General features: G+C 59.5%; 22 protein-coding genes. 11 read left to right on the top strand and 11 right to left on the bottom strand.

Features of this window, described 5'->3' with window-relative positions; all coding sequences use genetic code 11:
- The first annotated feature begins 575 nt into the window (after positions 1–575).
- The 5 genes from ppk1 (at position 576) to DXD16_RS05045 (ending at position 6,736) form a co-directional block, all read left to right on the top strand.
- Positions 576–2,978 (top strand): polyphosphate kinase 1, encoded by a 2,403-nt coding sequence (gene ppk1, locus DXD16_RS05065; protein WP_233502624.1) that lies wholly within the window; start codon positions 576–578, stop codon positions 2,976–2,978.
- A gap of 99 nt (positions 2,979–3,077) precedes the next feature.
- Entirely contained in the window at positions 3,078–4,406 is a 1,329-nt protein-coding gene (rlmD, locus tag DXD16_RS05060; protein ID WP_117655327.1) for a 23S rRNA (uracil(1939)-C(5))-methyltransferase RlmD, read from the top strand.
- A gap of 107 nt (positions 4,407–4,513) precedes the next feature.
- The gene (locus DXD16_RS05055; RefSeq protein ID WP_117655326.1) at positions 4,514–5,056 is read left to right on the top strand and encodes a DJ-1 family glyoxalase III; all 543 of its coding nucleotides are present in this window, start codon (positions 4,514–4,516) and stop codon (positions 5,054–5,056) included.
- Positions 5,053–5,634, top strand: coding sequence for a nucleoside triphosphate pyrophosphatase (locus DXD16_RS05050; protein ID WP_117655325.1), 582 nt, complete (start codon positions 5,053–5,055; stop codon positions 5,632–5,634). Before DXD16_RS05055 ends, DXD16_RS05050 begins: the two co-directional genes overlap by 4 nt.
- Positions 5,635–5,734: 100 nt before the next feature.
- Positions 5,735–6,736 carry a P1 family peptidase gene (locus DXD16_RS05045; protein ID WP_117655324.1) on the top strand — a complete coding sequence of 334 codons (1,002 nt, stop codon included), beginning with the start codon at positions 5,735–5,737 and terminating at the stop codon, positions 6,734–6,736.
- Positions 6,737–7,108: 372 nt separating this feature from the next.
- Here DXD16_RS05045 and DXD16_RS05040 read toward each other — a convergent pair whose 3' ends face one another.
- On the bottom strand, positions 7,109–8,140 hold the full coding sequence (locus tag DXD16_RS05040) for a glycosyltransferase family 2 protein (RefSeq protein ID WP_117655323.1): 1,032 nt from the start codon (positions 8,138–8,140) through the stop codon (positions 7,109–7,111).
- Positions 8,133–9,335, bottom strand: coding sequence for a UDP-galactopyranose mutase (glf, locus tag DXD16_RS05035; RefSeq protein ID WP_022094097.1), 1,203 nt, complete (start codon positions 9,333–9,335; stop codon positions 8,133–8,135). Before glf ends, DXD16_RS05040 begins: the two co-directional genes overlap by 8 nt.
- Positions 9,336–9,566: 231 nt before the next feature.
- Here glf and pta point away from each other — a divergent pair, with 231 nt between their 5' ends.
- Positions 9,567–10,547: a phosphate acetyltransferase gene (gene pta / locus DXD16_RS05030; protein WP_117655322.1), complete on the top strand. Its 981-nt coding sequence runs from the start codon at positions 9,567–9,569 to the stop codon at positions 10,545–10,547.
- Positions 10,548–10,894: 347 nt separating this feature from the next.
- Here the strand turns inward: pta and DXD16_RS05025 are convergent, their stop codons facing one another.
- The 9 genes from DXD16_RS05025 to rnd form a co-directional block, all read right to left on the bottom strand.
- Positions 10,895–12,073 (bottom strand): acetate/propionate family kinase, encoded by a 1,179-nt coding sequence (locus tag DXD16_RS05025; protein WP_117655321.1) that lies wholly within the window; start codon positions 12,071–12,073, stop codon positions 10,895–10,897.
- Between the two features lie 163 nt (positions 12,074–12,236).
- Complete coding sequence (locus DXD16_RS05020; protein ID WP_117583927.1) at positions 12,237–13,415, bottom strand: acetate/propionate family kinase; 1,179 nt, start codon at positions 13,413–13,415, stop codon at positions 12,237–12,239.
- A 120-nt stretch (positions 13,416–13,535) separates the two neighbouring features.
- Complete coding sequence (locus DXD16_RS05015) at positions 13,536–14,696, bottom strand: MFS transporter (protein ID WP_117655320.1); 1,161 nt, start codon at positions 14,694–14,696, stop codon at positions 13,536–13,538.
- 119 nt (positions 14,697–14,815) lie between these two features.
- Positions 14,816–15,706, bottom strand: a complete 891-nt coding sequence (locus tag DXD16_RS05010) for a LysR family transcriptional regulator (protein ID WP_117655319.1) — start codon at positions 15,704–15,706, stop codon at positions 14,816–14,818.
- A gap of 41 nt (positions 15,707–15,747) precedes the next feature.
- On the bottom strand, positions 15,748–16,083 hold the full coding sequence (locus DXD16_RS05005; protein ID WP_117655318.1) for a histidine triad nucleotide-binding protein: 336 nt from the start codon (positions 16,081–16,083) through the stop codon (positions 15,748–15,750).
- Positions 16,084–16,131: 48 nt separating this feature from the next.
- Complete coding sequence (gene xseB, locus DXD16_RS05000; RefSeq protein WP_006234311.1) at positions 16,132–16,398, bottom strand: exodeoxyribonuclease VII small subunit; 267 nt, start codon at positions 16,396–16,398, stop codon at positions 16,132–16,134.
- Between the two features lie 42 nt (positions 16,399–16,440).
- Positions 16,441–17,892, bottom strand: a complete 1,452-nt coding sequence (xseA, locus tag DXD16_RS04995) for an exodeoxyribonuclease VII large subunit (protein WP_369831466.1) — start codon at positions 17,890–17,892, stop codon at positions 16,441–16,443.
- A 115-nt stretch (positions 17,893–18,007) separates the two neighbouring features.
- A complete protein-coding gene (locus DXD16_RS04990; protein ID WP_117655317.1) occupies positions 18,008–18,712 on the bottom strand; it encodes a zinc metallopeptidase in 705 nt (234 codons plus the stop codon).
- Between the two features lie 64 nt (positions 18,713–18,776).
- A complete protein-coding gene (gene rnd, locus DXD16_RS04985) occupies positions 18,777–19,910 on the bottom strand; it encodes a ribonuclease D (RefSeq protein ID WP_117655316.1) in 1,134 nt (377 codons plus the stop codon).
- Positions 19,911–20,008: 98 nt separating this feature from the next.
- On the opposite strand from rnd, the gene DXD16_RS04980 reads away from it, so the two are divergent.
- From DXD16_RS04980 to DXD16_RS04960, 5 genes are all read left to right on the top strand, one after another.
- Positions 20,009–20,926 carry a diacylglycerol kinase family protein gene (locus tag DXD16_RS04980; RefSeq protein WP_117655315.1) on the top strand — a complete coding sequence of 306 codons (918 nt, stop codon included), beginning with the start codon at positions 20,009–20,011 and terminating at the stop codon, positions 20,924–20,926.
- 408 nt (positions 20,927–21,334) lie between these two features.
- A complete protein-coding gene (locus DXD16_RS04975; protein WP_117655314.1) occupies positions 21,335–23,278 on the top strand; it encodes a C69 family dipeptidase in 1,944 nt (647 codons plus the stop codon).
- Between the two features lie 399 nt (positions 23,279–23,677).
- Entirely contained in the window at positions 23,678–24,250 is a 573-nt protein-coding gene (locus DXD16_RS04970; RefSeq protein ID WP_117635404.1) for a hypothetical protein, read from the top strand.
- A gap of 106 nt (positions 24,251–24,356) precedes the next feature.
- Positions 24,357–26,108: an ABC transporter ATP-binding protein gene (locus DXD16_RS04965; protein WP_117655313.1), complete on the top strand. Its 1,752-nt coding sequence runs from the start codon at positions 24,357–24,359 to the stop codon at positions 26,106–26,108.
- Positions 26,101–26,847 carry an energy-coupling factor transporter transmembrane protein EcfT gene (locus DXD16_RS04960; protein WP_022094111.1) on the top strand — a complete coding sequence of 249 codons (747 nt, stop codon included), beginning with the start codon at positions 26,101–26,103 and terminating at the stop codon, positions 26,845–26,847. Before DXD16_RS04965 ends, DXD16_RS04960 begins: the two co-directional genes overlap by 8 nt.
- Positions 26,848–26,924 lie beyond the last annotated feature (77 nt).

Here is a 26,924-nt window from a genome sequence, read left to right as displayed (position 1 = left end):
TGCAGACCTTTCGTCATGGCCTCCTACCTTTCTTTCGGGCCTTTCGGCCGAATGTATCAGCGCCCCTCCATATGAGACGCTGCTTGCTGACAGCTCTAGTTATATCCAAAAATCAGCCGCAATTCCACCTCGCCCCCGAACGGTCAACAAAGTGCGATGAACGGTATATCGCATGTGATTCCCCCATGATGTACTTCGGCGTTCTAAAGTAACTTTTCTAAGGTAAACGCTCTTTTTTCTCAAAAATCATTCGCAATTACAACTCCAATCTTTCGATTAGGAATTGCATATCTAAAACGGTTTTATGTATATAAATGACGCTTGTTCGTGTTTCTGTCTGTATTCGATGATATTCAGCTACCTATCATTCTTATTCACATATACTCACCAGTTGAGTGAGGATATAGACCGTTTTTTCACAACGTGACGGGCGTCAGCTCTATGGCTTGTCAGCGTAAGAAGTAGGTAAAGATACCGTTCACGCGATACGTCCGTGCCATAGGTCGACTAAATTGAGACAATAGTGAATAGTGTTAGGCAACCGTCCCCTGCGGGGACTGAACGGACAGATGCATATGCCGAGCAAAATCGAAAAAAAGCAAGCCGCCGCAAAGCTGCGCAAGCCGCCGCGCGACTTCTCGTACACGCAGAACCGAGAGCTCAGCTGGCTGCGCTTTGACAACCGTGTGCTTGACGAAGCCTTCGACGAGACCGTTCCGCTGTTCGAGCGTCTAAAGTTCGTGTCGATTTTCGAGTCCAACCTCGACGAGTTTCTCATGGTGCGCGTGGGCGGCCTGTCCGATCTGGCAGAGCTCAAAAAACAGCCTGTCGACAACAAGAGCAATATGACCGCCTCCGAACAGGTCGATGCCGTCATGGCCGAAATGCCCGGGCTCCTTACCCGATGGGAGTCCATCTTTAAGAGCATCGAGGGCAAGCTCGACGCCCTGGGCGTTCACCGCGCGCGTGCCGATTCGCTTACGCCCGAGGAGCGCACCTTTGTAACCCGCTACTTCCAGGCCTACGTGTCGCCGGTCATCTCACCGCTGGTGATTGACCCGCGCCACCCCTTCCCCAACCTGCGCAACGGCGCACTCTACCTGGCCTGCGGCCTGGACGGCGTCACCGACGAGGAAAGTCTGCTGGGCCTCATCGAGATTCCCGCCTCGATGAACCGCGTGGTCGAGATCCCCTCGCCCGCCGGCACCTACTCCTACATTCTGCTCGAGGACGTCATCCTCGCCTGCCTGGACAGCTGCTTTGGCTCCTATAAGCCGCTCGACCGCGCGCTCATCCGCGTCACCCGCAACGCCGACATCGACCCGGACGGCGAGGGCGTCGAGGAGGAAGAGGATTACCGTCAGCACATGAAGCGCATCCTCAAGAAACGCTTGCGCCTGCAGCCGGTGGTGCTCGCGGTCTCGGGGTCGCTCGAGAAGGCGACGCTCAAGACCATCCGCAAGGCGCTCGAGCTTTCGCGCCGCTCTGTCTTTACCTGCGATATCCCGCTCGACCTAGGCTACGTCTTTGGCATTGAGGGCAAGATTCCCGAGCACCTGCGCAACGAGCTGCTCTTTACGCCGTTTAAGCCGCAGCCCAACCCCACCATCGACATGGCCCGTTCCATCCGCGAGCAGGTGCTGCAGCACGACAAGCTGCTCTTTTACCCTTACGAGGCCATGAATCCGTTCTTGGACCTGGTGCACGAGGCCGCCTACGACCCCGATTGCATCTCGCTGCGCATCACGCTCTACCGCGTGGCCAAGCAGAGCCGCCTGTGCGAGTCGCTGATCGATGCCGCCGAGAACGGCAAAGAGGTCACGGTGCTCATGGAGCTCCGCGCGCGCTTTGACGAGCAGAACAACATCGAGTGGGCCGAGCGCCTGGAAGAGGCCGGCTGCACCGTCATCTACGGCTCCGAGGGCTTTAAGTGCCACTCCAAGATCTGCCAGCTCACCTATCGCGAGGGCATGGCGCTAACGCGCTTGACGCTGCTGGGCACCGGCAACTTTAACGAGAAGACGGCCAAACTCTACAGCGACTTTATGCTCATGACCGCTCACCCCGGCATCGGCGAGGACGCCAACCTGTTCTTCCGCAACCTGTCGCTGGGCAACCTGCGCGGCGATTACCGCTTCCTGGGTGTGGCGCCCGTCGGACTGAAACCGCTCATCATGCGCGGGCTTGACCGCGAGATCCAGCGCGCCCTCGCCGGCGAGCCCGCCCGCGTGTTCTTTAAACTCAACTCGCTCACCGACCGCGAGGTCATCGACAAGATCGCCGAGGCATCGTGCGCAGGAGTCCGCGTGGACATGATCATCCGCGGCATCTCGTGCCTCAAGCCGGGCGTTCCTGGCAAGACCGAGAACGTGCATGTCCGTTCTATCGTCGGACGCTTTTTGGAGCATGCGCGCGTTTACGCCTTTGGCGTGGACTCGGACATGATCTATCTGAGCTCGGCCGACATGATGACACGCAACACCGAGCACCGCGTGGAGATCGCCTTCCCCGTGCTCGACCCCACCTGCCGCGCCCTGGTGCACGAGTACATGAGCATGCAGCTGCGCGACAACGTGAAGGCCCGCAGCCTCACGAGCGACGGCACCTGGGTCCCCGTGGAGCGCGCAGAGGGTGAGAAACCCTTCAACTCGCAGGAAGCCCTGCTGGAGCGTGCCTACCGCAACGCCGAGGCCGCGCCCGAGCCCGTCATTGAGGCAAAGCCCGCCCCTGCTCCTAAGCCGCAGCCGGCCACACCCGAGGTTCAGAAGGTCCAGGCGACCGTCATTGAGCCCGAGCCCGCACCTGCACCTCAGCCCGAGCCGCAGGCAGCTAAGCCCGCACCCGAGACGAGCGCCCGTCGCGATAAGCCCGCCGGCAAGACCAAGGCCATTGAGCGCCATCGCCCCGGCCGCGTGCGCATGGGCTTGGGCCTGATCGGCCTGGGTCTTAAGACGCTCATTACCGGTAAGACGAAATAGTCGTTTGTAGAAGCAGTTTGTAGAAGCGCCCCGCATTTGAGGAAAGCCTCGGATGCGGGGCGCTTTTCCCTGATACCATGGTTGCGGACAACAACGCGAATGACGGGCAGGAATATGAAGCTCACCATAGAATCGATGACGTATGGCGCCGATAGTCTGGCGCACGCCGACAACGGCAAGGCCGTATTTGTGCAGGGCGCCGTGGCGGGCGATACCGTCGAGGCCGAAATCGTGCAGGACGGCAAGTCGTTCATGCGCGCCCGCACCACCGAGGTTCTGGAGCCAAGCCCCGATCGAATTCAGCCTCCCTGCCCCTTCGTGGGCGTCTGCGGTGGCTGCTCGTGGGGCAATCTCTCGCGCACCGCTCAGCTTGCCGCCAAGGAGCAAAACCTGCGCTCCACGCTCGAGCGCATCGGCAAGTTCACCCCTGAGCAAGTCGACGAGCTGGTGCAGCCCATCCGCCACACCAAGGACGATTGGGGCTACCGCAATAAAATTGAGCTCGAACCGACCGTTGTAAACGGCCGCGTGCGTCTTGGCATGCACGGCGTCGATCCCAGCAAGATTGTGACCGTCGATTCGTGCCCGTTGTTCGACAAACGCTTCCCCAAGGCACTCAAATCGGTTGTCGGCGCGCTCAATTATCTGAGCGGCAGCCACGACCTGGGCTTGGAGCGCGTGGGCATTCGCGCCTCGCGTCGCACCAAGGCACTCGAGGTGGCGCTCTGGACGCCTACGGGCTCTTTCCCGCGCTCACAGGTCTCGCGCGTGCTGGCAGACGCCGCGCACCCCACAAGTGTCGTGCGCGTGATGAGCAAGGGCGAAAAGAAGGCCCGCCGTGTCTCCAAGGTCGAAATGCTCGCCGGAGAGGGCTCATGGACCGAGAATATCGCCGAGGGTCAGATGCGCTTGTCTGCCCCGTCGTTTTTCCAGGTCAACACCAAGGGTGCCGAGATTTTGATCGAGCTTGTCATGGAGGCGCTCGACCCGCAGGAAGACGAACTTGCCGTGGACCTGTATTGCGGAGCTGGAACCTTCACCCTGCCGCTCGCCCGCCGCTGCGACTTTGTTGCCGCCGTCGAGGCTTACGGCCCGGCCGTGCGCGACCTGCGCCGTAACCTGGAGATCAACAAACTCGATAACGTCGACGTCATCGGCGGCGACGCGGTGCGCGAGTTCCCCGATCAGGACGCCGATGTCCTGGTGGTCGACCCGCCGCGTGCAGGCCTCGCCCCCGAGGCGATCGACCTTATCGCCAGCACGAGTGCTCGCGATGTCGCCTACGTGAGCTGTGACCCGGCCACCCTGGCACGCGATCTCAAACGCTTTGTCGAAGAAGGCACCTTCTCCCCCGTAAAGATCACGCCAGTTGACCTGTTCCCGCAAACCTTCCACTGCGAAACCGTCGTCCACCTTAGGCGCAACTAGCCACTTAATCATTGCTCAGAAAAATCATTGGGAAATCGAGCGTGGCAAGCGGAGGTCTTCGGGGTATAAGACGGCTAATTGTATGCCGCCTTACGAAAGGAACTCTCATGCCCAGCGTTGCCGTTCTCGCCGCCGATGGCTTTGAAACGATTGAATGCCTGACCATGGTCGACGTCATGCGTCGCGGCGGCGTGCGCGCCACGCTCGTCTCGATCATGCCCACGCGCGAGGTCGTGAGCTCGCTGCAGATTCCCGTGACTTGCGATACCCTCTTTGACGAGATCAACTTTGACGAGTACGACTGCGTCGTGCTGCCCGGCGGCCTGCCCGGTGCCACCAACCTGCGCGCCGACCAGCGCGTCTGCGACGTAGTCTGCGATTTCGCCGCGACCAAGCACGTTGCCGCCATCTGCGCCGCCCCGTTTATCCTGGGCGAGCTTGGTTTACTCGAGGGGCGCCGCGCCACATGCTTCCCTGGCTTTGAGAAGAGCTTCCCCGAGGGAGCTTATACCGGCGAGAAGGTCACGCAAGACGGCAATATTATCACTGCCAGCGGCATGGCGCAGTCACTCCCCTTTGCCTTGGAGCTGCTGCGCACGCTCGCCGGTGACAAGGCCGTCGAGAAGGTCGCCGAGGGCATCCAACTATGATCTTGGCTTCGCAATCGCCGCGCCGCATTGAGCTGATGCATGAGGCAGGCTACAACATTCGCGTGATTCCCGCAGATATCGATGAAACGCCCTTTGATGGCGAAGCTCCGCTTACGCTCGTCGAGCGTTTGGCGCGTGCCAAAGCCGCTGCCGTCGCCGCCGAGCATGCCGAGCCCAATGAGCTGACCGTCGCGGCCGATACCATCGTCACCTTCGATGGCAAGATTTTGGGTAAACCGGCAAACGAGGACGAGGCGCGCACCATGCTCCGCGAGCTTTCGGGCCGCACGCACCAGGTTGCGACCGGCGTCTGCATCGTTAAAGCCGGCGACGCTACAGCTCCGCATGCCGCCGAGAGTCTGTCGTTTGTCGATGTGACCGACGTGACGTTCTATGAGCTTACCGAAGAGCAGATCGAGCACTATGTCGCCTCCGGCGAACCCATGGACAAGGCTGGGGCCTACGGCATCCAGGGCACAGGCGGCCGCATGCTCGTGCATGACATTTCGGGCGACTTCTACAACGTGGTGGGCTTGCCCATCGCTCGCGTCGCAAGCGCGATTCAAAAACTCTCGTAATTGCATCTGGCGCTGGGTATCCCCCAGCGCCTACAATTTTGCCGTACCGTACGGATCCCGACCGGGCATAAGGCCCGGCGGAAAACCGATAGGAGAAAATATGGACACGCTGCTCGAAGCCATCGATGTTTGCAATGTCGATGGCTTTTGCTATGGCAACTATACGGACGAGGAGGCCGGCACCGGTTGCACCGTAATCGTGGCACCCGAGGGCGCCACCGGCGGCGTTGACGTTCGCGGCGGTGCCCCGGCATCGCGCGAAACCGACCTGCTGCGACCCGAGAACACTGTCGACAAGGTCCACGCCGTCTGCCTTTCGGGTGGATCGGCCTTTGGCCTCGAGGCTGCAAGCGGCGTCGCTCGCGAGCTTGAGAGCCGCGGCATCGGCCTTCCCGTCGGCCCCACGCAGGTGCCTATCGTGTGCTCCAGCTGTATCTTCGATCTCGCCTTTGGTAACCCCACCGTTCGCCCCGACATTGAGGCCGGCATCGCCGCCGTGCGCGAAGCACTCGACAACACCCCCACCACGCTCGAGCAGGGCAATGTAGGTGCCGGCACAGGTGCCACCGTCGGAAAGCTCATGGGCCCCGCCACCTGCATGAAGGCCGGCCTTGGCGCTGCCGCCGTGGCGCTCGGTCCCGTTAAGGTAGGCGCCGTGGTTTCGGTCAACGCCTGCGGCAACGTGGTCGACCCCTTCACCGGAGAGTGGGTCGCCGGCATGCGCGCCGCCGCCGATAGCGACCAGATCGTCGACATGGAACTCGCGGCCTTTGCCGCCGCCGGATCCATGCAGATGCCGCTCGACCGCACCAACACCACCATCAGCTGCATCGTCACCAACGTGGAACTCACTAAGGCACAAGCCACCAAGGTCTCCCAGATGGCCGCAGACGCCTACGCACACGCCATCCGTCCCACGCACACCACCAACGACGGCGACACCATCTACACCCTTGCCAGCGGCAAGTTGGGTGCCCAGGCTAGCGCCGCCGCACCCCTAGACCTACTGGGCATGCTCGCCGTAAGGGCCCTGGAAACCGCCATCGTAAACGGAGCCAAAACCGCCAAAACCTCCCACGGCATCCCCGGCGCCGCAAAGTAAACTAGCTCGTCCGGTTGCCCGGTGGGGTTTGGTTATGTTTGCTGCTCTACAGTCCTGGCTCGCACGAAGAGCACATTAAGTGCTCTTCGGCTCGTGCGGAACTCGCGACAAACATAACCAAATCCCACCGGGCAACCTACCAACCAGATTCTTTTCAGCCCAGGCCCCTGTGTACCGCGCGTCGAAGATCTTCAAATTCAAATAACCTGACAATCGATTCTTATAGCAGAGGCCCCTTGGCCTTTAGTTTGATACAAGTTCCGCACGAGCCGGAAAGCACTTAATGTGCTTTCCGTGCGAGCAGGACTGTTCGCAGTAGCAAACTAAAGGCCAAGGGGCCCAGTCAACCTATCAGCAGCGATTACTCAGCAGCTAGTTGAATTTGAAGATCTTTGAGGCAAGACGGTATAGGCCGAGTGTGGTTTTGTCTCCGGCACGACCGCGGAGGTTAGTGAAGAAGCCGACCACGCCGTAGCGAGCACGACGATACATGCGCTCATCGTAGGCCTTCAGGTCCGCCCACAGCGTCTTCAGGCGCTCGTCGGCGCAATCCTCGTCGGAAAGCTTGGTGAGCACCGAGCAGATCGCCATCATCATAGTGAAATAACCCATCATGTACGAACGCAGACGCGACGACTCGACATCGCTGTACAGGTGGTACGACTCCATCATGATGCGCGTAACACGGAACTGCTGGTCCAGACGCTTGACCATCGTGGCCTCGTTGACACTCTGGCCCTCGCGACCGATAAAGTAGCGATAGAGGTCGATGTCGGCGTAGTACATGGTCTTGCAACGCGGCAGCGGCACGTAGGCGTAGATGTTGTCCACATAGAACGTGTGCGGCGGCATGGGAAGGTTGGACTCGCGCAGCACGTCCGTGCGATAGCACAGGCTATGCATGAGCAGATTCTGGTCCAGGCGGAAATGGCCGATCTGGTCCCAGGTAAAGATCTTTTTTCGAGGCAGGGCAAACTTGTAACCAATGGCCGTATGCGTACCCTCGTAAACCTTCTCGTACACGTAGTTCGAGATAAACAGGTCAACGCGCTGGTCGCGCTCTTCAAAGCCGCGCAGAATCGACAGCATGGTCGAAAGGGCAGCGCCGTCAAGCCAGTCGTCCGAGTCGACAACCTTGTAGTAGGTGCCCTGCGCCTCGCGCAGACCCGAAAGGACGGCAATACCGTGGCCGCCATTCTCCTGGTGCACCGCGCGGATGATTCCAGGATAACGGGCCTCCCACTCGTCGGCCTTGGCGGCCGTCTCATCCTTGGAGCCGTCGTCCACCACGATAATCTCGATATCGGTGGCATAATTGCTCCCCTCCAAGATGGAGGTGATGCAATGGTCCATGTCCTTAGCGGCGTTATACGAGGGAATACCGAATGTTATGACTTTATGCATGGCAGGCGATAATCTCATCCGAAAGATCGAGGGCGGAATTGGTCACGGCATCCATATCGTAGTAACGATACTCGGCCAGACGACCCACCGGGTGGAAGTTTGTCAGGTTCTGGACGCGCTCAAGATAGCGCTCATAGAGCTCACGGTTCTCGGGCTCAAGAATGGCGTAGTACGGCGTCTCGCCCGAGCCGGGCGTATAGGCCTTGGAGTACTCCTTCATGATGGTGGTCTTGCCGGGCAGGACCTGACCAGTCATGTTCTTGAACTCGGTGATACGCGTGTAATCCTCGCTCGTGGTGTAATTGACGGTGCCCACAGGCTGGAACTGGTCCATATCGAGCGTCTCGAACTTCATATCGAGCGTACGGTACGGCAGAGCGCCCAGGTCGAGGTTGAACAGCTCATCGAGCGGACCGGTATAAACGATCTCGCCGCCATAGACCTTACCGTCGATCTTGACGGTGGTCTCGTCGATCTCGAAGAGGTCGCGGGCGTCCACGTCGCAGAACACATCAATCAGATCGTGGTCGAGCATATGCTCGAACAGCGCGGTATAGCCGTCCTGCGGCATGCCCTGGAAGGGAGCCTGCGGGAAGTAGCGGTCATCGTCGCCCACAAAGACGGGAACACGGCCGGTGATCGAGGGATCGATCTGGTCGGGCGTCTGGCCCCACTGCTTCATGGTGTAATGCAAAAAGACGTTCTCGTAGACGTAATCAGCGACCTCGGCCAAGTCGGGATCGTTCTTCTTACGCAGCTCCATAATGGGCACCTTGACATCCTTGCCAAAGGTCTCCACGAGCTTCTGATACAGCTCCTCGCCGCGCTCGTCACCAAAGGCGAGCTTGAGACTCGCGTGGTTGAAGGGCACGGGCATAAGGGTGCCGTTGATGTTGGCGAGCACCTTGTGCTGATAATCCGTCCACTTGGTAAAGCGCGACAGGAAATTGTGCACGCGCTCGTTAAAGGTGTGATAGATATGCGGACCGTACTCGTGGATCAGGATTCCGGCCTCGTCAGTGCAGTCATAGGCATTGCCCGCAATGTGGCTACGGCGCTCCAAAACGGCAACACGATAGCCGATGGTCTCGGCAAGACGGCGGGCGCAAACGGCACCGGCATATCCAGCACCGACGACAATCATGTCGTACGCGCCGGCGTTAAAGCCTTCAGGCAGGCCTGAGGTAATCTGCATCGATACTCCTTGTCAAAAGCCACGGGCTCGTTAGCTGGGCTTTTCTCGAACATTCTTCGAGACATATTTATCAGAGCGATTATAGCGCTAATGCGTCCTATAATAAGCTTGCCACACAAGGAAAGCTCAAGCACCGCGGCGTACAAATTTGAAAGGTAAACCCGCTAGCAGCGGGTTTATTCGTGAACAGCCGGGTGCCTGGAGCTTAGTGAAACGCTTGTAAGGAGTAACATGAGCGATTTCCTTAACCGTATGAAGTCTGCCGCCAAGGCCGACCTTAAGACGATCGTCCTGCCCGAGGGCGAGGATCCGCGCACCATCGTCGCGGCCACCAAGATCATCGAGGAGGGCCTGGCAAAGATCGTCATCCTGGGCAACCCCGACGAGATCAACGTTCCCGGCGCCACCGTCATCGATCCGCGCAATGCCGAGAAGCACGAGGAGTACGCGCAGAAGTTTGCCGAGCTCCGCGCCAAGAAGGGCGTCACCATCGAGCAGGCTCGCGCCCAGGTGATGGACGCCACCTACTTTGGCACCATGATGGTCAAGATGGGTGACGCCGACGGCCTGGTCTCCGGCGCCTGCCACTCCACCGCCGACACCCTGCGCCCCGCGCTGCAGATCCTTAAGACCGCCCCGGGTACCAAGCTGGTCTCGGCCTTCTTCGTGATGTGCACCGACACCCCGCAGTTCGGCACCGACGGTACGCTGATCTTCGCCGACTGCGGCCTCAACATCAACCCGTCCTCCGACGAGCTCTCCGAGATCGCCATCGCCTCCGCTCACTCCTGGTCCACCTTTATGGGCAGCGTCGAGCCGCACGTGGCCATGCTCTCCTACTCCACCATGGGCTCCGCCGGCGGCGAGGTCGCCAAGAAGGTCCAGGAGGCCGTTAAGTTCTGCAAGGAGAAGGCTCCCGAGCTCGCCATCGATGGCGACCTGCAGCTCGACGCCGCCATCGTTCCCACCGTCGCCCAGCTCAAGGCCCCCGGCTCCTCCGTTGCCGGCAAGGCCAACGTGCTTGTGTTCCCCGATCTCGAGGCCGGCAACATCGGCTACAAGCTGGTCCAGCGCTTCGCCGGCGCCGACGCTTACGGCCCCATCCTGCAGGGCATCGCCAAGCCGGTTAACGACCTTTCGCGCGGCTGCTCTGCCGACGACATCGTGGGTGTCGTAGCCATCACCGCCGTCCAGGCTCAGATGGCTGAATAGCTTACATATCCCCTCGGGACCCTGCAGGGCAAAGCTCTGAAAACGTCCTCGGACATGCAAAGAGGCTCCGCTGCGCGCTTCGCGCGGCGGAGCCTCTTTGCGTCCTGCGGAATGTTTTCAGAGCTTTGCCCTGCAGGGTCCCTGCCGTCACGCAGCAGTCAGGGAATCTGGAGTGGGCGGCGGCTTGGCTACGAGCTGGGGCTGAGGATCTGAACGAATGGGTGACGTTGCTGGGAGCGCAGGCGTTGCCGGCGATGATCACTTTGGAACTGGAATTTCCGCCTGCTAGTAAAAAGGCCTCCGGGCTGTTGCTCTGGAGGCCTTTTTGTCAATTACAGACGAATGCGTTAGTTGTTCTTGGTCAGGCGCTCGACGTCGTGGGCGATCATGTATTCCTCGTCGGTGGGGATGACCATGACCGTGACGGCGGAACCGGCGGCGCTGATGACCTGCGGACCGTTGCCCACGGCCTCGCGGTTCTTGTTGTTGTCGATGCGCACGCCCAGCCACTCGAAGCAGTCGCAGAAGGCCTTGCGGATCGACCAGTCATTCTCGCCGATGCCGGCGGTAAAGGTAATGGTGTCCACGCCCGCCATGGAAGCGATCATGGAGCCGGCCTGCTGCATGGCCTTGTAGGCGAACATATCGAAGGCGAGCAGGCAGCGCTCGTCGCCCTCGGAGGCGCGCGTACGGATGTCACGGGCGTCGTTGGAGATGCCCGAGATGGCAAGCAGACCAGACTGCTTGTTCATCATGTCATCGACTTCCTGGTAGCTGTAGCCGCCCTCGCGCTGCAGGTAGCACACGGTAGCCGGGTCAATGGAACCACAACGGGTGCCCATCATCAGGCCGTCGAGCGGCGTGAGGCCCATCGTGGTATCGCGGCATACACCGTCCTCGATGGCGGCAAGCGAGGCGCCGTTGCCCAAATGGCACGAGAGCAGGCGGTGGCAGCGCGAGCCCAGGATCTCCTTGGCCATCATCCACTCATAGCGGTGACTCGTGCCGTGGGCACCGTACTTGCGCACGTGGTACTTGTCGCACACGTCCTTGGGCAGCGCGTAGGTGTAGGCGACCTCGGGCATGGTCATGTGGAACGAGGTGTCGAAGACGGCCACGTTGGGCAGCTCCGGATACTTCTCACGGCAATATTCGATTGCCGCGGCCTCGCCGTAATTGTGCAGCGGGGCGAGCGGAGCAACCTCGAGGATCTTAGCCATGACCTCATCGTCGACGACCGCGGAATCATCGAAGTGCCAGCCACCCTGAACGATACGGTGGCCGATGCCATCGATCGTAAAGTCGGTCTTCTCGAGCTCCTCGAGCACGCGCGCAATGGCGCAGCGATGATCGGGAAAAGGAATCTCCTCGGTCTGCTTGGCACCACCGTTCTCGGAGTGGCCAAAGATGCCCATGTCCGAGCCGATACGCTCGCAGTTGCCCTTGGCGAAAACCTCGCGGGTATCGGTATCCAAAAGCTGATATTTAAGGCTCGAGCTGCCGGCGTTGACAACAAGTACGTTCATGAGACTCCTTTGCAGTGCGATACGGTCGGCGCAGACCCCTTAAGGCGGCCGCATGTTAATAAGAAGTTATCACAACTTGATAAATAGCTATCAGGCATATCGCTCAACGAGACAAAAGAGGGGCTGAACGGCGCTCGGTCGTCCAGCCCCTCCCCTCTTGCAATTACTTGCCGTTGACGATGCGCTCGACGTCGGAAGCGATCATGAACTCCTCGTCCGTGGGGATGACGAAAATCTTGACCTTGGAATCCTTGGCAGACAGGCACCAAGCGCCGTCACCACGCAGGGCGTTGCGGGCATGATCCATCTTGACGCCCATAAAGGCCAGGCGGTCGGCAACGCCGGCGCGGACGGCCGGAGCGTGCTCGCCGATGCCGGCGGTAAAGACCAGGGTGTCCATACCGCACATAGAAGTGGCCATCTCGGCAGCCTTGGCGGCAATCTTGTAGACGAACATATCGAAGGCGAGCTGAGCCTCGGGGTCGCCAGCGGCAGCGAGCTCCTCGACATTGCGGCAGTCGTTGGTCTTGCCACCGGTCACAGCCAAAAGGCCGGACTTCTTGTTCATCATCTCGTCAACCTCGTCGAAGGTGTAGCCGCCCTCGCGCTGCAGGTAGCACACGGTAGCCGGGTCGATGGAGCCACAGCGGGTGCCCATCATGACGCCGTCAAGCGGGGTGAGACCCATGGTGGTGTCCATGCACTTGCCGTCCTCGATGGCGCACAGGGAGGCACCGGAACCGATGTGGCACACGACGACCTTGCGGGCCCCGCCGTTGGTCATCTCGGCGACCTTCTTGGAGATGTAGCGGTAGCTGGTGCCGTGGGCGCCGTACTTACGAATGTGCAGCTTGTCGCAAACATCCTTGGGCAGAGCGTAAGTCTTGGCGACCTCGGGCATGTTGAAGTGGAAAGCGGTGTCATAGACCGTGACGTTGGGCAGGTCGGGATACTGCTCCAGGCAGTACTCGATAACGTTGGCCTCGGGGTTATTGTGCAGCGGGGCGAGCGGAGCAACCTCGCGGATCTTGGCGAGGACGTCCTCGTCGACGAGGGAGGAATCACCGAAGTACCAACCGCCCTGAACGATACGGTGGCCGATACCCTCGATCTTGACGCCGTTGGCCTCGAGGTCCTTCAGGACGACCTCGATGGCGACCTTGTGGTCGGGGAACTCGATGTTCTCGGTCACCTTCTTGGAGCCGTTGGCAGCGTGGGTGAAGGTACCGCCGGTAAAACAGACGCGCTCGCAGGAGCCCTTTGCGGACACCTTGTGGGACTTGGTATCGATGACCTGATACTTAAGGGTCGAAGATCCTGCGTTGACGACCAGAACGTTCATGTGTCTCCCTACTAACAGGCGGTGTGGCGCCGCCAGGTTACATACGCTTCAATAATAAACCCAAACGCCCTCGCGCTCGGGTTTATTGCGTTGATATATAAGTTATCGGTGCCCAAATACTCATGACCTTTGGCTTGTAAGACGAAATAGCGCGGGGATATACACAAGGGAAGAAATCCCGAGCGCGACAAGCAATACGACTCGAATGCCCGCAACGCTACTCAACACAGCGTTGAGCAGATAGAAAAGAACGGCACCCACCGCCACCATCTGGCTTTGAACCGAAATCAGTGAACAGCGCATCGAAGAATCGGCTGCCTTTTGAATAATTGAGTATTTAATTGGAGCAAATAACGAGTACGCAACCGTCTGCAGCACATAGAACACGGGCAGCAAATTAGCCGGAGTAAGGGGGATCAAAAACAAAGCTGTCAATACTAAGCGAACGATGCCGCAAATACGCGCAAAGCGGCCCTTGTCGACATGAGCAATCGCACAGGGCACAATAAGTCCCATGGAGGCCGAGGCAAGGAGCTGGACCGCAATGGTCACACCCGAAGCGACGGCATTCATTCCGCGACCCGCAAGCAGCAGTGAGAAAAAGTCTTCCAGGGCGACAAAAGCAAATGCCTGAGAACAGTCCATGATGAACGCTGAACGAAGAATGCCATTACCCGCAATAGCGGTACCGATCATCTTCGGGCTAATCCCATGTTCAGGTGTCGTCGCAGTGCCTCCTCTTCGCATTTCAGGAATGCAGACAACGACAACCAACGTCAACACCATTGCGATGATATCTGCCGAAAGACCAATGAGATATGCACCGACGGACGAAATGAAACCGCCCACGCAAGCGGAGATGGCATAAGAGGCATAGAAAACAAATCGCTCAACGACATTAAGTCTTACGAGCTGGTCCTGAGAGACGCTGTCAATGTAAATCGCTTCGATGGATCCGCTCACACACGCAACGGCAAAACCCTTGAGAGCGAACGCACCGATTAAAAGCAGGGGAGAACGGACGAGAAGCAGGGCGGCGTAGTATCCAAGCACTCCCACGACGCCAACGAGACCGCTTGTCTTTCGTCCAAACTTATCAGCAATATAGCCAGTGGGAACTTCAAGGATGAACTTGCTCACTTGATATGCAATCATCATGCTAGAAATCGATACCATCGAAAGTCCGACGAACTCAAGGTAGACAGTTAGAAAATACAAGATGGTGCTGAAGTTCGACAGAAAAACGAACGTCATATAAAGCAAAACCGTACGGTTTTTCATGCTCCACCCTCCAAGAGTCAGCAATCTAAATCGGAATCTTGGAAAAGCATGAGGGCAAAGCTGTCAGCCATGTGTTACAAGGCGTCAATAATCACTTGATGCCTCGAAGCCAATTAATCTCACGAAGCAAGATGACGCAATAGGTGCAGAAAAACCGTCTGGTGTCGATCAGTCCAGGCATTTTGTCGATAGCAAAAGTAGATGGGCAAGGCTACGTCACGCGAACCTTCAATGGAGCACTCGCTCACTTCCAATACATCTGATGCGAGAGAAGAGCCAGAAAAACTCAATATCAATCCCCCGGCTTGAAGAAACTCAGTCTGCGCCCTGTTTCCGTATTCAACATCACGGAAGCGAAAATTGACGAGCTGGGCTTCGGGACATTGATTGATTGCATTGAGACAGGGTGACAAATTAATGGGAACAGCGAGCCTGCCGCCCAGTAACTCGCGAATGGTCATGGCGCCCACAGATTGATGACCCGCTGGGCATGAAAGAACCTTGAGCTCCTTTTCACCCAAATATTTTGAAGAAAGGACGCTGTCCCGTGGTTCCTCGAATGAGATAGCCGCATCCGAAATGCCAAGCACAAGTGATTCAAAGCATGTAGCCGTTGGCTGATGCCACACATCAAGGTGAATCTGAGGGTGCGAGCGTTCAAACGAGTCATACCAGCTTTCGGCAAAAAGGCGCCCCCGTCCATGAAGGCAGGGGGCGTAAAGACGAAAGTGGCCATCGGGCGAAACGCCGCCGCCCCTCGATTGAACGTACTTTTTGAGATCGTCGACTTGTGCCAGGATCATACGTGCGCGACGCGCGAGCTCTCTGCCCGCCGGAGACAAAACAGCCTCCCCCGCCGATCGGTCGAGCAAAACAATCTGATACTCAGATTCCAACTTTTTGATTGCCGACGAAACGGCCTGCGGACTCACATGAACGGCGCGAGCTGCTTTGCGCACGCCGCCATAGTTCGCTACCGCTTGAAGGTATTCGAGTTGAGAAAGCTGCATAGAGTACTCCAAAGGCCGCCAAGTCGACGGGCTACGCGTCCTCAGATGAGGTTCTCGCCCAGGTTTTTGCCGCCGAGGACGTGCATATGGAAGTGCATGACGGTCTGGCCGGCGTTGACACCCTTGTTGGAAATGACGCGGAAACCGTCCTCCAGTCCCTTGGCCTTGGCGACCTCCTGGATGGCGTGAGCCATGGCGCCCATGGTCTCGGCTGGCACGTTGTCGGCGATGTCGCTGTAGTGCTTCTTGGGGATCACGAGCGTGTGGACCGGCGCCTGGGGGTTAAGGTCGTCGAACGCGATGACCTGGTCGTCCTCGTAGACGACGGTCGAGGGGATATCGTGGTTGGCAATTTTGCAGAAGATGCAATCACACATGGTTGTTCCTTTCTCACAGACCAAGGTAATTATATTTGGTCGGGATGGTTAGAACGAAAGGTTGTCGTCGGTGTTGGCGGCCTCGCCGTCGGCGAGTACGTCGTTGCCGTCGACGTCCTTAAGGAGCACCGAGACCTTCTGCTCGGCATCGGACAAGCGGGTGCGCAGGCTCTTGAGGAGCTCGACGCCGCGGGTGTAGCTCTCAAGCGACTCCTCGAGCTCCATATCGCCCGACTCCAAGCTGCGGATGATGAGCTCCAGCTCTTGCGAGGCCTGCTTGTACGTAAGCTGCTCGACCGGGGTCTTCTCTGCCATATCTGTTTCCTTTCCTAAGGGTCCATCACTGTGAAACGCGGCCTACTCGACCGCGTTGACGGTTGCCGACACGTTACCGTCCGCCATGCGCACGCGGATGGCGTCGCCCGGCTTAAAGGTCTGGGCACTTATAGCCACACCATCGTCGCTGTACGCGATGGAATAGCCGCGGGCAAGTACCTTAAGCGGCGACAGGGCATCGAGCGAAGCCGCTGCACGGCCCAGGTCGGACGCTGGTTTGCTGAGCATCGTGCGCCCTTGATGCTCTAGGCGGGAACTCGCAAGCGTGAGCGCATGGCGCTTACCATCGAGCCCCGAGGTGCTTGTAATCAGACGCTCGGGCAAGCGCTCAAAGTTGGAGCGGAATGTCCCGACCGAGCGTACTATGGCGCCCGACAGGCGATCGGCAGTCAGCGCAAGCTCCGATTCGCGACGCTCGACCATAAATGTGGGGTCGTTGAGGCACGGGCGACACGCAGCGGCATCGAGCGCATCACCCAAGCGAGCCGTATAGGTATCCCAGGCACGGCGACCGCGCTGATCGAGCATCTCCAGGTCGACCTGGGCCGACCCAATCATCGATGCCATCGCGGCACCCAGACGCTGATGGCGCGCCTCGAGCACATCGGCCAACTCCGTCATAGCCGGCGCCACCGATTCTGCCGCCGCCGTGGGCGTGGAGGCGCGTCGGTCGCTCACCATGTCGCAAATCGAGGTATCGGGCTCATGGCCAATGCCGGTCACCACGGGCACAGGACAAGCCGCCACCGCGCGGGCAAGCTCCTCGTCATTAAAGGTCATGAGGTCCTCAAAGGAGCCGCCGCCGCGCACCAGCAAAATACAGTCGGGCGCCGGCGTAATGGAAGCGGCGCGGCGCAAGCCATCAATGAGCTCGGCCGGCGCACCCTCGCCTTGAACCTTGGCGCCCACGCAGACAAGCTCGACGAGCGGGTTGCGACGGCGCAGCGTACGCTTGACGTCGTCGATTACCGCACCGGAAAGCGAGGTGACGACCGCCACGCGTGAGCAAAACACCGGGATGCGGCGTTTGCGGGACTCGTCCATCAGTCCCTCGCGGCGTAGCTTTTCGGCCAGTTGCGCCACTTGTTGACGCAGCAGACCCTCCCCCGCCAGCGAGAACGAGCGGGCAACGAAGCTCATGCGACCCGTAGGCTTGTAGAGATTGAAGCTGCCCTTAAAGCTTACCTGCATGCCGTCGCGCAAGTCGAAGGTGCGCTTAAGGTAGGCGCCCTTCCAGATGATGCAGTCGACGGCGGCCGAGTCGTCTTTAATCTGGAAGTAGCAGTGGCCGCTTCGGGCGTTGGGACCACGGAAACCCGTGACCTCGCCCAGGACACTCAGCTGCGGAATGGCATCGAGCGCACCGGCGGCGATCTCTACCGCCTGGCTCACGCTGAGCTCCTTACGCTCCTGCTCGTCCGAACCGTCGAACTCGGCGGAAACGGCATTGCCGGTTAGATTCCAGCCTGCCACGCAGCCTCCTTTCGTCATCGTGCACAAGGGCTCCGGCCCTGCGCAAATTCAAGTCCAACACATAGTACAGCGCCGCGAGGACACGAATCCCCGCGGCGCCTGCCTGTCCCATTTGTTATCGGTTGGAGTTTCTGTTGTAGCGAGCCATAAGATAGAGCAGCTGAATAATCGAGGTGAGCGCAGCGGCAACATAGGTAAGCGCGGCGGCCGTCAGCACCTTCTTGGCACCGTTGACCTGCTTGGAACTCATGCCCGACTGCTCGATATACGCCACGGCGCGGCGGCTGGCGTCAATCTCGACCGGCAGCGTAACGAGCTGGAACAGCACGCTAAACGAGAAGAAGATCAGCGCGAGGGTCGTGAGTCCCGCGATGTTCATAAACAGGCCCATGAGCAGCACGATGGTCCAAGTGTTCTGGGTAAAGTTGACGACCGGCACGAGGGCGGTGCGTACCTTCATCATGGCATAGCCGCTTTGACGCTGGGCGGCATGGCCCGCCTCGTGGCAGGCGACGGCAACGCTTGCGACCGAGCCGCCCGAACGGTTGGAATCCGACAGATACAGATTGTTGTCCTGCGGGTTGTAGTGGTCGGTAAGCTCACCAGCGACGCCCTTGATACCCACGGCATTGCAGCCGTTGGCGTCGAGCATGCGGCGAGCGACCGTGGCGCCCGTGTCGCCGTCCGAGCGAACCTTGGACCACGTCTTGTACGTCGAATTGATATAGCTCTGCGCGGCAAGGCCAAGCACCGTGCAGACAAGCACAACCAGCAGGTACAGCGGGTCGATACCAAAGCCGTATCCATAGTAATAGGGCATGCGAATTCCTCCAAATCGAGTTACACGTTGGAGGCATTCTACCCACTCAGCAGACTAGGCTTCCCTATAACAACTCAATCTTTCCGTCCTTCACGGTGAGTCCCATATTGCCGGAAAGCAGATCGTCCAGACGCGAGCCCACAAGCTCAAAACGCCAGCCTTCACGCAGGGGGCTCTGCTCGGGATGCTCAATGTAGTCGGCCAGGTCATCGCGCGAGGCAATAACCGAGGTCGCCACTCCCGAGCGTTCGGCAACCAGGCGGATGAGCGCATACATCAGGTCCGTCACGCTCTCCAGCTCCGGCGAGATCTGACGGTGCCCGCGCACCATGAGCGGCAGGCGATCGTACGGGCAGCTCGCGCCGCGCTTGATGGCCATGAGCGCGCCGTCCACATCGCGCTCCCCCAACTGGTCGGTACCGCGAATGCTACGGAACTCCTCAACGCGCACGGGATTGCGCTTAACGAGCGCAAGCAGCGTGTCGTCGGACATGACCCACTTGCGCGGGATGTTACGGCGCTCGGCGCGGTCCTCGCGCCAGGCGGCGAGCTCGCGCGCGATGCCCAACTGGTGACGGCTGCACGAATTGATGCGTTTGACCTTACGGAACGCCTCGTGGCGATCGGCGCGATAGTGCGACTCGTCAGCCAGCGGGCGCAGCTCGTCGAGCACCCAGTCCACGCGGCCCAGCTCGCGCAGGCGGCTCATCATCTCGGTATAGGCGACGATCAGGTACTTGACGTCATCGATCGCGTACTCGATCTGTTTGTCGGTCAGCGGGCGACGCGACCAGTCGGTCAGCGACTCGGTCTTGGGCAGCGAGACGCCGCAAAACGTCTGCACGAGCGCACCGTAGGAAATCTGCTGGCGTTCGCCCAAAAAGGCGGCGGCCACCTGCGTGTCAAAAATCGGACGCGGCAGCACGCCTACGGTATGAAGCATAACCTCCATATCCTGCGAGCAGGCGTGGAAGACTTTGGTCACGCTCTCGTCGGCCATAAGCTCGGCCAACGGCGACAGGTCGTCGATCACCAGAGGGTCGACCGCGACGCTCTCGGCAGGGGTGGCAATCTGAACCAAACACAGGCGCGGATGGAACGTGCGCTCGCGCAAAAACTCGGTATCGACGGCAATCGCGTCAAACTCACGGGCGCGCTGGCAAAAGTCGAGTAGAGCCTGATGTGTGGAAATGTACATATCAACCCATCGAATAAGGTTAGGCCCGAAAAACACGGGTAGGATATCGGCATTGCCTTACAACTATACTCGGTTAGTCACAGAACGGGAACGTAAGTATGCGCTGCCTTATCATCCACAACCCGGCATCGGGCCCCAGCTCAGATGAAATCTACGCATTCACGCACGCCCTCGCGCAGGGCGGCGACGAGGTCGCGATGCGTTTTATCGGCGATGGCATGGAACCCGAAGACGCCGTGGCAGACGTGCGCGAGTTTGATCGCGTGGTCGTTTCGGGCGGCGACGGCACCGTCTCCAACGTGCTCGATCAGATGCGCGGATGCGGTGTCCCCACGCTCGTCTTCCCCTCCGGTACGGCCTGCCTGTTCTTCAACAACATCGGCAATGCCCCTGAGGCGGCGGCACTTGCCAAGGCCTGCCGTGCCGGTCGCACGGTCAAAGTGGACATGGGCGAGCTCTTTTGGCTCGACGAGAACGGCAACGAAAGGCGCCACGGCTTTATCATCATCGCCGGCTCGGGCTTCGACGCCGAGATCATGATGAAGGCCGCCCCTACCAAAAACGACATCGGCGAGATCGCCTACTTCCTCTCCGCGCTCGCCACGCCCAACCCCACGGTGGCGCACTTTACCATCGAGCATGACGGCATTGTCGAGGAGCTCGATGGCATCTGCTGCATGGCCGGCAACACCTCGGTCATCCAAAACGACATCAACCTGTTCCCCAACTGCCGCATGAACGACGGCATGGTCGACATTGCGGTCATCGAACCCGTGCGCACCGTGCAGCTGCTGCCTACCGTGATCACCGCTGCGCTTGACCCCGCCGGCAAGGTACTCGGGCGCCCACAGTTCAAGATCATCCAGACCAAGGAAGCCAAGATCACCTGCACCCCGTCACTGGGCATGCAGTTCGATGGCGAGATTATCTCCAGCAATTCGGGCGTCTTTGGAGCCCGCGCGCTTCCGCAATGCCTCGACCTCATCGTCGACGAATTCTCCCCGCTCGGAAAATAGGAGGACCCTATGAACGACAATCCCCTGATCGGCTTTATTGTCATCGTCTTGGCCATGCTCGTCGGTTACGCCATCAACGTGATTCACCGCCGAAAGAAGTAAATCCACATTGGTATGATATTCATCCAGTTATCGACTCTCCCACTGTTTATGCATTCGTCAAACAGCGGGGGATTTTCATTTCGGGCATTCCCAGCTACTTTATTCGGCTACAGTAATTACAGGGCGTCTTTATTAAAGTAAAGCTGCAAACTGAGTACGATTAACCGTTCATCGCATATTTCATCACGCTTATCGAGTAAGTTTCTTTCATAGATGAATATTGTTTCCAGCTCGTTACGCTAATGAGGTGTCTTTATTGGCTGAAGCCCTCTGGCGACAGAGGGCTTTCGCACGCTGGGAGGGAAAATGAGGAAAACTCGCCCCGTCAACGCGCTCAAGAAGCTAGGCATAGGCCTCGCCTTTGGAGCTGCGACCATCATGTCCATGCCGACATCTGCGCTCGCCTGCACGCAGATGTACATGGGCAAAAACCTAACAGCCGACGGCAACACATATTATGGTCGCGCCGAGGACTTTGGCCCGCGCTACCTCAAGCACTTTGGCATTGAGCCGTCGCATGCCCCCGGGTATACCTACGGCTCAGACGAGTCCGACTTCTCATACAGGTCGACCAAGACTACATATCGTTATAGCTACGTGCGCGATCATCCTTCGCAGTGGCACGGGCGCTATGATGCCTACTCCGAGGCAGGCATCAACGAGAAGGGCGTGTCCTGCTCCGCAACGCTGACCACCAACATGAACGATAAAGCCGCCAAGGCAGACCCCCTGACCGACACTGGCATTGGCGAGTATAGCTACGGCAGCGTTATCTTAGGCGAAAGTGCCAAAGCACGTGAGGGTGTCGAGCTCCTCGGCAAGATCATCGACGAGCAGGGCGCCAACGGCAACGATCAGATTATCATCGCCGACAGCAACGAGACTTGGCTGTTTGCCGCACTTTCCGGCCACCAGTGGATCGCCATGAAGCTCGCCGATGACGTCGCCTCACTCAACCCCAACATCGGCGGACTCAATTACGATGTCAACCTTGATGACGCCGAGAACTGCCTCCACTCCGACGGCATCCAGACCATGCCCGAGAAAAATGGCTTCGCCGAGTACACCGACGGCAAGTTCGACGTTGCCAAGACCTATGGCAAAAGCGTCGCCGATTCCGGCGTTCATCAGTGGACTCGCTATGTCCAGGGCCGCGATTACTTCATGGCCCCGTTGACCAAGGGTGCGGATTACGACATCGTCACGGTTAAACCGGAAAAAGGCCCCGACCAAATCGGAGCCATGGTCAGCGAGATCCAGCCCCTGTTCTTCAAGCCCGGCAAGTCCGACTGGAACACCTTTGAGATGATCCGTGCATTTGGCAACCGCGGCGAAAATGTCCCCGGCCTCAACGCCAACACCGACGGTGTCTACGCCATCGGCACCGAAAGAAGCACCGAGACCAACCTCTTCCAGATCCGTCAGGGCATGGACCCCGAGATCGCGACCATTCAGTGGGAGATGCTCTCCCGCGCCGCCTACTCCGTCGCTATTCCTCTGTACTCTGCACTGCTCACCGAGGTCAGCCCCTACTTCAGCAATCAGGATGTCTCCTACGATCACTGCGAAGAGACGGACATCGTGAACAACGAGGAGCCCGAGAACTCCATCAACTACGTCCTCATGGACATTAGTTCCCTCTGCTACGAGCACCGCGAGCAGCTCGGCACCGGCGTTCGCGCCTACCTCGACGCTCTCCAGAACGAGCTCATCGAGCAGAACCTTGAGGTCGATGCTGCTATGCAGGCCGAGACCACCACTGAGGGCCGCACCGCCCTGGCAAACAAGGCCGGCAAGGCTGCCACTGAGAACACCTACGTCAAGTGCAAGGCCCTTCTCCAGGAGATGCGCGCTTATCTGAAGGCTGAGGATTTCAACACGCCCTTCACCCCGAGCGACCTGAACACTGAGACCAACGGCCTCAAGGTGTCCATCACCTATGCCAAGGACACTCTTGCCACCGACCCGGTGACCCCGGATCAGCCCGGAACTCCCGAACAGCCCGGTACCCCCGAGCAGCCCGCTAAGCCCGAACAGCCCGCTAAGCCCGAGCAGCCCACCACCAAGCCCGAGAAGCCCGGCAAGTCGGACACCACGACCACGGTAACCACCAACAAGACGAACACCAAGGGCGGCCTGCCCACCACTGGCGATCGTTTTGATGGCCGCATGGTGGCTGCATTCGCCATCGCTGGCGTTGCCGTCATCTCCGCGGGCGGTTACTTCCTCTACCGTCGCAATAAGGAGTAACGTCTTAGCTGAGCGGGCGGGGCACATGAGTCACCACGCCCACTTAACCCGCCTTTTTGACCGACGGGAAACCCGCCTGAAATCTTTTTAAAAAAGATTTCCCCGCACACACTTCGCTGTGCTATAGTGCAGCGCAACAGCAACTAGGTGCGACCGCGCCACGGCATCACGAAAGGAGCCACCAACATGAAGAACACGATGAAGTCTCTCAACAACTGGTGGTGGCGTGATGCGAATACGATCGGTCGACAGTGAGTCCCTCACGCCTGTTTTTGCGCTCTAGGTGATTGGAAGGCCTCCGGTTTCGACCGGGGGCCTTTTTCTATCTCGAGCCCGATCGCATTCGCATCACGCGCCTCCGCTTTTCTCTTGCAATCCCCTTCCGAAAGGATTTTCACCATGTCTCAGAACACCACCGCCACCCAGCCCCGCACCGTCCAGACCGCCGATCGCGGCAAACTCGATGTCCGCGCCCTCGTCCTGCTCGCCATCCTGCTCGCCGCCGGCTTCATCCTCAACTTCACCGTCGGCAAGGCAATCTCGGGCATCTCGGGCGGCATGATCAGCCCCGAGTTCATCATCTCGGCCTTCTGCCTCACCATCCTGGTCGTTCGCCCCAACATCGGCCAGGCGCTCGTCATTGGCCTCATCTCGGCTGCCGTGATCCAGATCACCACCACTTCGCCGTTCGTCGATTTTGCCGCCGAGGGCATCGCCGCCATGCTCATGGCCGGCATCGTCAACGCCGCCGGCAAGAACGGTCAGGTTAAGCCTGCCGTCGCCATCGTCGCTACCTTCGTGACCACCTTTGTCTCCGGCGTCATCTTCATGGTTATCAAGATGGCCATGCTTGGCGTGGTCGGCGAGCTCGCCGCCGCTATGTTGCCCGTCGTCGCCATGACCGCCGTCTTTAACGCCATTCTGGTCGGCGCCCTCTACCTGCCCATCCAGAAGGCCCTGAAGCTCAACTAACCCACAGTGACCCATCGGTAAAGACCGTCCCAAACAACTAGCTCTTGGGGACGTTCTTAAACGACTAGTCATTAAAGAACGTCCCCAATGACTATGAAAGGTATCCATGGAAACGATCATCAACGTCGACGATGTCTCGTTCTCCTATGGCACGCAGACCGAGCGGGCGCTCAGCCACATCTCGCTCAGCGTGAACAAGGGAGATTTCATCGGCATCATCGGGCCCTCGGGCGCCGGCAAGTCCACGCTTGCCGCCTGCCTGTCGGGTGCCGTGCCCCACCACTACACCGGCACGTTCTTTGGGGCCGTCATGGTAGACGGCCACGACACCTGCGAGGTCTCGTTGACCGACGTGTCGCAAATCGTCGGCAGCGTGCTGCAGGATATCGACACGCAGATGGTCGCCTCGGTCGTCGAGGACGAGATGCTCTTTGGCCTCGAGAACTTTGGCGTCCCCCATGACCAGATCGAGCAGCGCGTGAGCGAAACGCTCGAGACCGTCGGCATCAGCGACCTGCGCGACCGCGAGATTGCCACCCTCTCGGGCGGACAGAAGCAAAAGGTAGCCATCGCCGCCATTCTCGCTATGCGTCCGCGCGTCTTGGTTCTCGACGAGCCCACCGCGGCACTCGACCCTGCCAGCTCCACGCTGGTCTTCGAGACGCTGCGTGAGGCAAACCGCGCACTTGGAATCACCATCGTCGTCGTTGAGCAAAAGGTCGCCCTGCTCTCGGAGTACTGCAACCGCGTGCTCGTGCTCAACCATGGCGAAATCGCGCTGCAGGGCGAACCACACGAGGTCTTCGCGCATACCGACAAGCTCCGTGCCATCGGCGTCGACTGCCCTCGCGTCACGCGTATCTTCAATAGCCTCGAGGCCGATGGCCTGGTAAGCGGTACCCCTTGCTTGGATGTCGATGAGGCCGAGCGCCTGATTTCGGGCATCGTCGACCCCGCACACGCGGCCAGCGAAGCCCAGGCGCCCGCCGGCTCCCCGCATGCACCGTCGTTGCGCCCGCACGCCAAGGACGCCGAGCCCGTGCTCACCTTCGATCACGTTGAGTTTGCCTATCCCAATGGCGGCGCCGCCGTACACGACCTCAACCTGACCCTCTATCCCGGCGAGCTCGTGGGCATCGTCGGCCAGAACGGTGCCGGCAAGACCACGCTCACCAAGCTGCTCACAGGCCTGCTTAAGCCCGCCTCGGGCAGCGTGCGCGTTACGGGGCTGGACACCGCAGCCGTTCCCACGAGCCGCATCGCCCGCGAAGTCGCAACCCTCTTCCAAAACCCCGACCGCCAGATCTGCAAGGATACCGTACTCGACGAGGTCGCTTTTGGCCTGGAGCTTGCCGGCATCGACCGTGCCGAGGCTCTGCGTCGCGCTCGACTCGTTATCGACCGCTTTGGCCTGCCTGCCGATGAGGCACCTTTCTCGCTTTCGCGCGGCCAGCGACAAATGGTGGCGCTTGCCTCCGTCGTAGTTGTTGAGCCCAAGATCGTCGTGCTCGACGAGCCCACGAGCGGCCTTGATTACCGCGAGTGCATGACCGTCATGGAAACGGTGCGCACCATGGCCGAGCGCGGCTGCGCCGTGATTATGGTCTGTCACGACATGGAAGTCGTTTCCGACTTTGCCGAGCGTATCGTAGTAATGGCCGACGGTCGCATCCTCGACCGCGGCCGCACGCACGAGCTATTCTCGAACATCGATCTCATGCGGCGTGCCTACGTGGAGCCTCCCCAGGTTATTGAACTCTCGCGCCGTCTGGCACCTTCCGTCTCGCCCGCTTTTGCGCAGGTGAGCGAGGTCACCGATGTCGTTCGCATTACCAAGGAGATGGTCCACCGTGGTTAACGTCATCGACTACATGCCGGGCGATACGCTACTGCATCGTTTGAACCCCGTCGTCAAACTGGGCCTCGCCGCCGCCATCATCGTCGGCATCTTCTTGTCCGACACCTACGTGGCGCTGCTGGGCTTTTTGGCACTCACCCTTGCGCTGGGTGCCTATGCCGGCGTCGTCGACCGTCTGTTCTCGTTGCTCAAGTTGCTGATTCCGCTCGCGCTTATCATGCTGGTGCTCCAGCTAGCCTTTATGCGCGATGGCAACGTGGTGTGGGGCTTTATCACCGACACGGGCCTCATCACGGGATCGAAGGCCTGCCTGCGCCTGCTGGGCGTGGCGTTACCACTCATCCTCATGCTCATGGTGACCAAGCTCAACGACCTTGCCAACGCCTGCGTCGAGGTGCTGCACGTGCCGTATCGCTATGCCTTCACCTTTACCACGGCGCTGCGCTTTGTGCCGGTGTTTGGTCAGGAGATGAACGCCATCATGGAAGCGCAGACCGCACGCGGCGTCGAGTACGACACCAAGAACCCCATCAAGAAGCTTAAGCTCATGCTGCCACTGTGCGTGCCACTGCTCATCTCGAGCGTGGGCAAGACCGATGCCACAGCCTTGGCGGCAGAACAGCGCGGCTTCTATCTGCGTACACGCGCCAGCTCGTACAAGCGCTACCCCATCAAGGGCCTGGACATCGCCGTGCTCATCGTCAGCATCGCCCTCATCGCCATCGGCTTCCTGTTCTAGTTCGCCACCGACAGCAACCACCCAACGCAAAAGGCCTCGGCTCGCACCAAACGAGCCGAGGCCTTTACTGTTTCACC

Origin of the sequence: Collinsella sp. TF11-5AC (assembly GCF_003436775.1) — a bacterium.
In the GTDB taxonomy this organism is placed as follows: domain Bacteria; phylum Actinomycetota; class Coriobacteriia; order Coriobacteriales; family Coriobacteriaceae; genus Collinsella.
The sequence above is the reverse complement of the archived record's forward strand: the minus strand, read 5'-3'. Positions and strand labels throughout refer to the sequence as shown.

Excerpts from the sequence above, each read along its gene's own strand:
- DXD16_RS05015 (WP_117655320.1), bottom strand. The coding sequence starts at position 14,696 with ATGAAAAACCGTACGGTTTTGCTTTATATGACGTTCGTTTTTCTGTCG.
- rlmD (WP_117655327.1), top strand. The coding sequence starts at position 3,078 with ATGACGGGCAGGAATATGAAGCTCACCATAGAATCGATGACGTATGGC.
- glf (WP_022094097.1), bottom strand. The coding sequence starts at position 9,335 with ATGCAGATTACCTCAGGCCTGCCTGAAGGCTTTAACGCCGGCGCGTAC.
- DXD16_RS05005 (WP_117655318.1), bottom strand. The coding sequence starts at position 16,083 with ATGTGTGATTGCATCTTCTGCAAAATTGCCAACCACGATATCCCCTCG.
- DXD16_RS05010 (WP_117655319.1), bottom strand. The coding sequence starts at position 15,706 with ATGCAGCTTTCTCAACTCGAATACCTTCAAGCGGTAGCGAACTATGGC.
- DXD16_RS05025 (WP_117655321.1), bottom strand. The coding sequence starts at position 12,073 with ATGAACGTACTTGTTGTCAACGCCGGCAGCTCGAGCCTTAAATATCAG.
- DXD16_RS04975 (WP_117655314.1), top strand. The coding sequence starts at position 21,335 with ATGAGGAAAACTCGCCCCGTCAACGCGCTCAAGAAGCTAGGCATAGGC.
- DXD16_RS04965 (WP_117655313.1), top strand. The coding sequence starts at position 24,357 with ATGGAAACGATCATCAACGTCGACGATGTCTCGTTCTCCTATGGCACG.
- DXD16_RS05050 (WP_117655325.1), top strand. The coding sequence starts at position 5,053 with ATGATCTTGGCTTCGCAATCGCCGCGCCGCATTGAGCTGATGCATGAG.
- ppk1 (WP_233502624.1), top strand. The coding sequence starts at position 576 with ATGCCGAGCAAAATCGAAAAAAAGCAAGCCGCCGCAAAGCTGCGCAAG.
- rnd (WP_117655316.1), bottom strand. The coding sequence starts at position 19,910 with ATGTACATTTCCACACATCAGGCTCTACTCGACTTTTGCCAGCGCGCC.
- DXD16_RS05045 (WP_117655324.1), top strand. The coding sequence starts at position 5,735 with ATGGACACGCTGCTCGAAGCCATCGATGTTTGCAATGTCGATGGCTTT.
- pta (WP_117655322.1), top strand. The coding sequence starts at position 9,567 with ATGAGCGATTTCCTTAACCGTATGAAGTCTGCCGCCAAGGCCGACCTT.
- DXD16_RS04980 (WP_117655315.1), top strand. The coding sequence starts at position 20,009 with ATGCGCTGCCTTATCATCCACAACCCGGCATCGGGCCCCAGCTCAGAT.
- xseB (WP_006234311.1), bottom strand. The coding sequence starts at position 16,398 with ATGGCAGAGAAGACCCCGGTCGAGCAGCTTACGTACAAGCAGGCCTCG.
- DXD16_RS05040 (WP_117655323.1), bottom strand. The coding sequence starts at position 8,140 with ATGCATAAAGTCATAACATTCGGTATTCCCTCGTATAACGCCGCTAAG.
- DXD16_RS05055 (WP_117655326.1), top strand. The coding sequence starts at position 4,514 with ATGCCCAGCGTTGCCGTTCTCGCCGCCGATGGCTTTGAAACGATTGAA.
- DXD16_RS04970 (WP_117635404.1), top strand. The coding sequence starts at position 23,678 with ATGTCTCAGAACACCACCGCCACCCAGCCCCGCACCGTCCAGACCGCC.
- DXD16_RS05020 (WP_117583927.1), bottom strand. The coding sequence starts at position 13,415 with ATGAACGTTCTGGTCGTCAACGCAGGATCTTCGACCCTTAAGTATCAG.
- DXD16_RS04990 (WP_117655317.1), bottom strand. The coding sequence starts at position 18,712 with ATGCCCTATTACTATGGATACGGCTTTGGTATCGACCCGCTGTACCTG.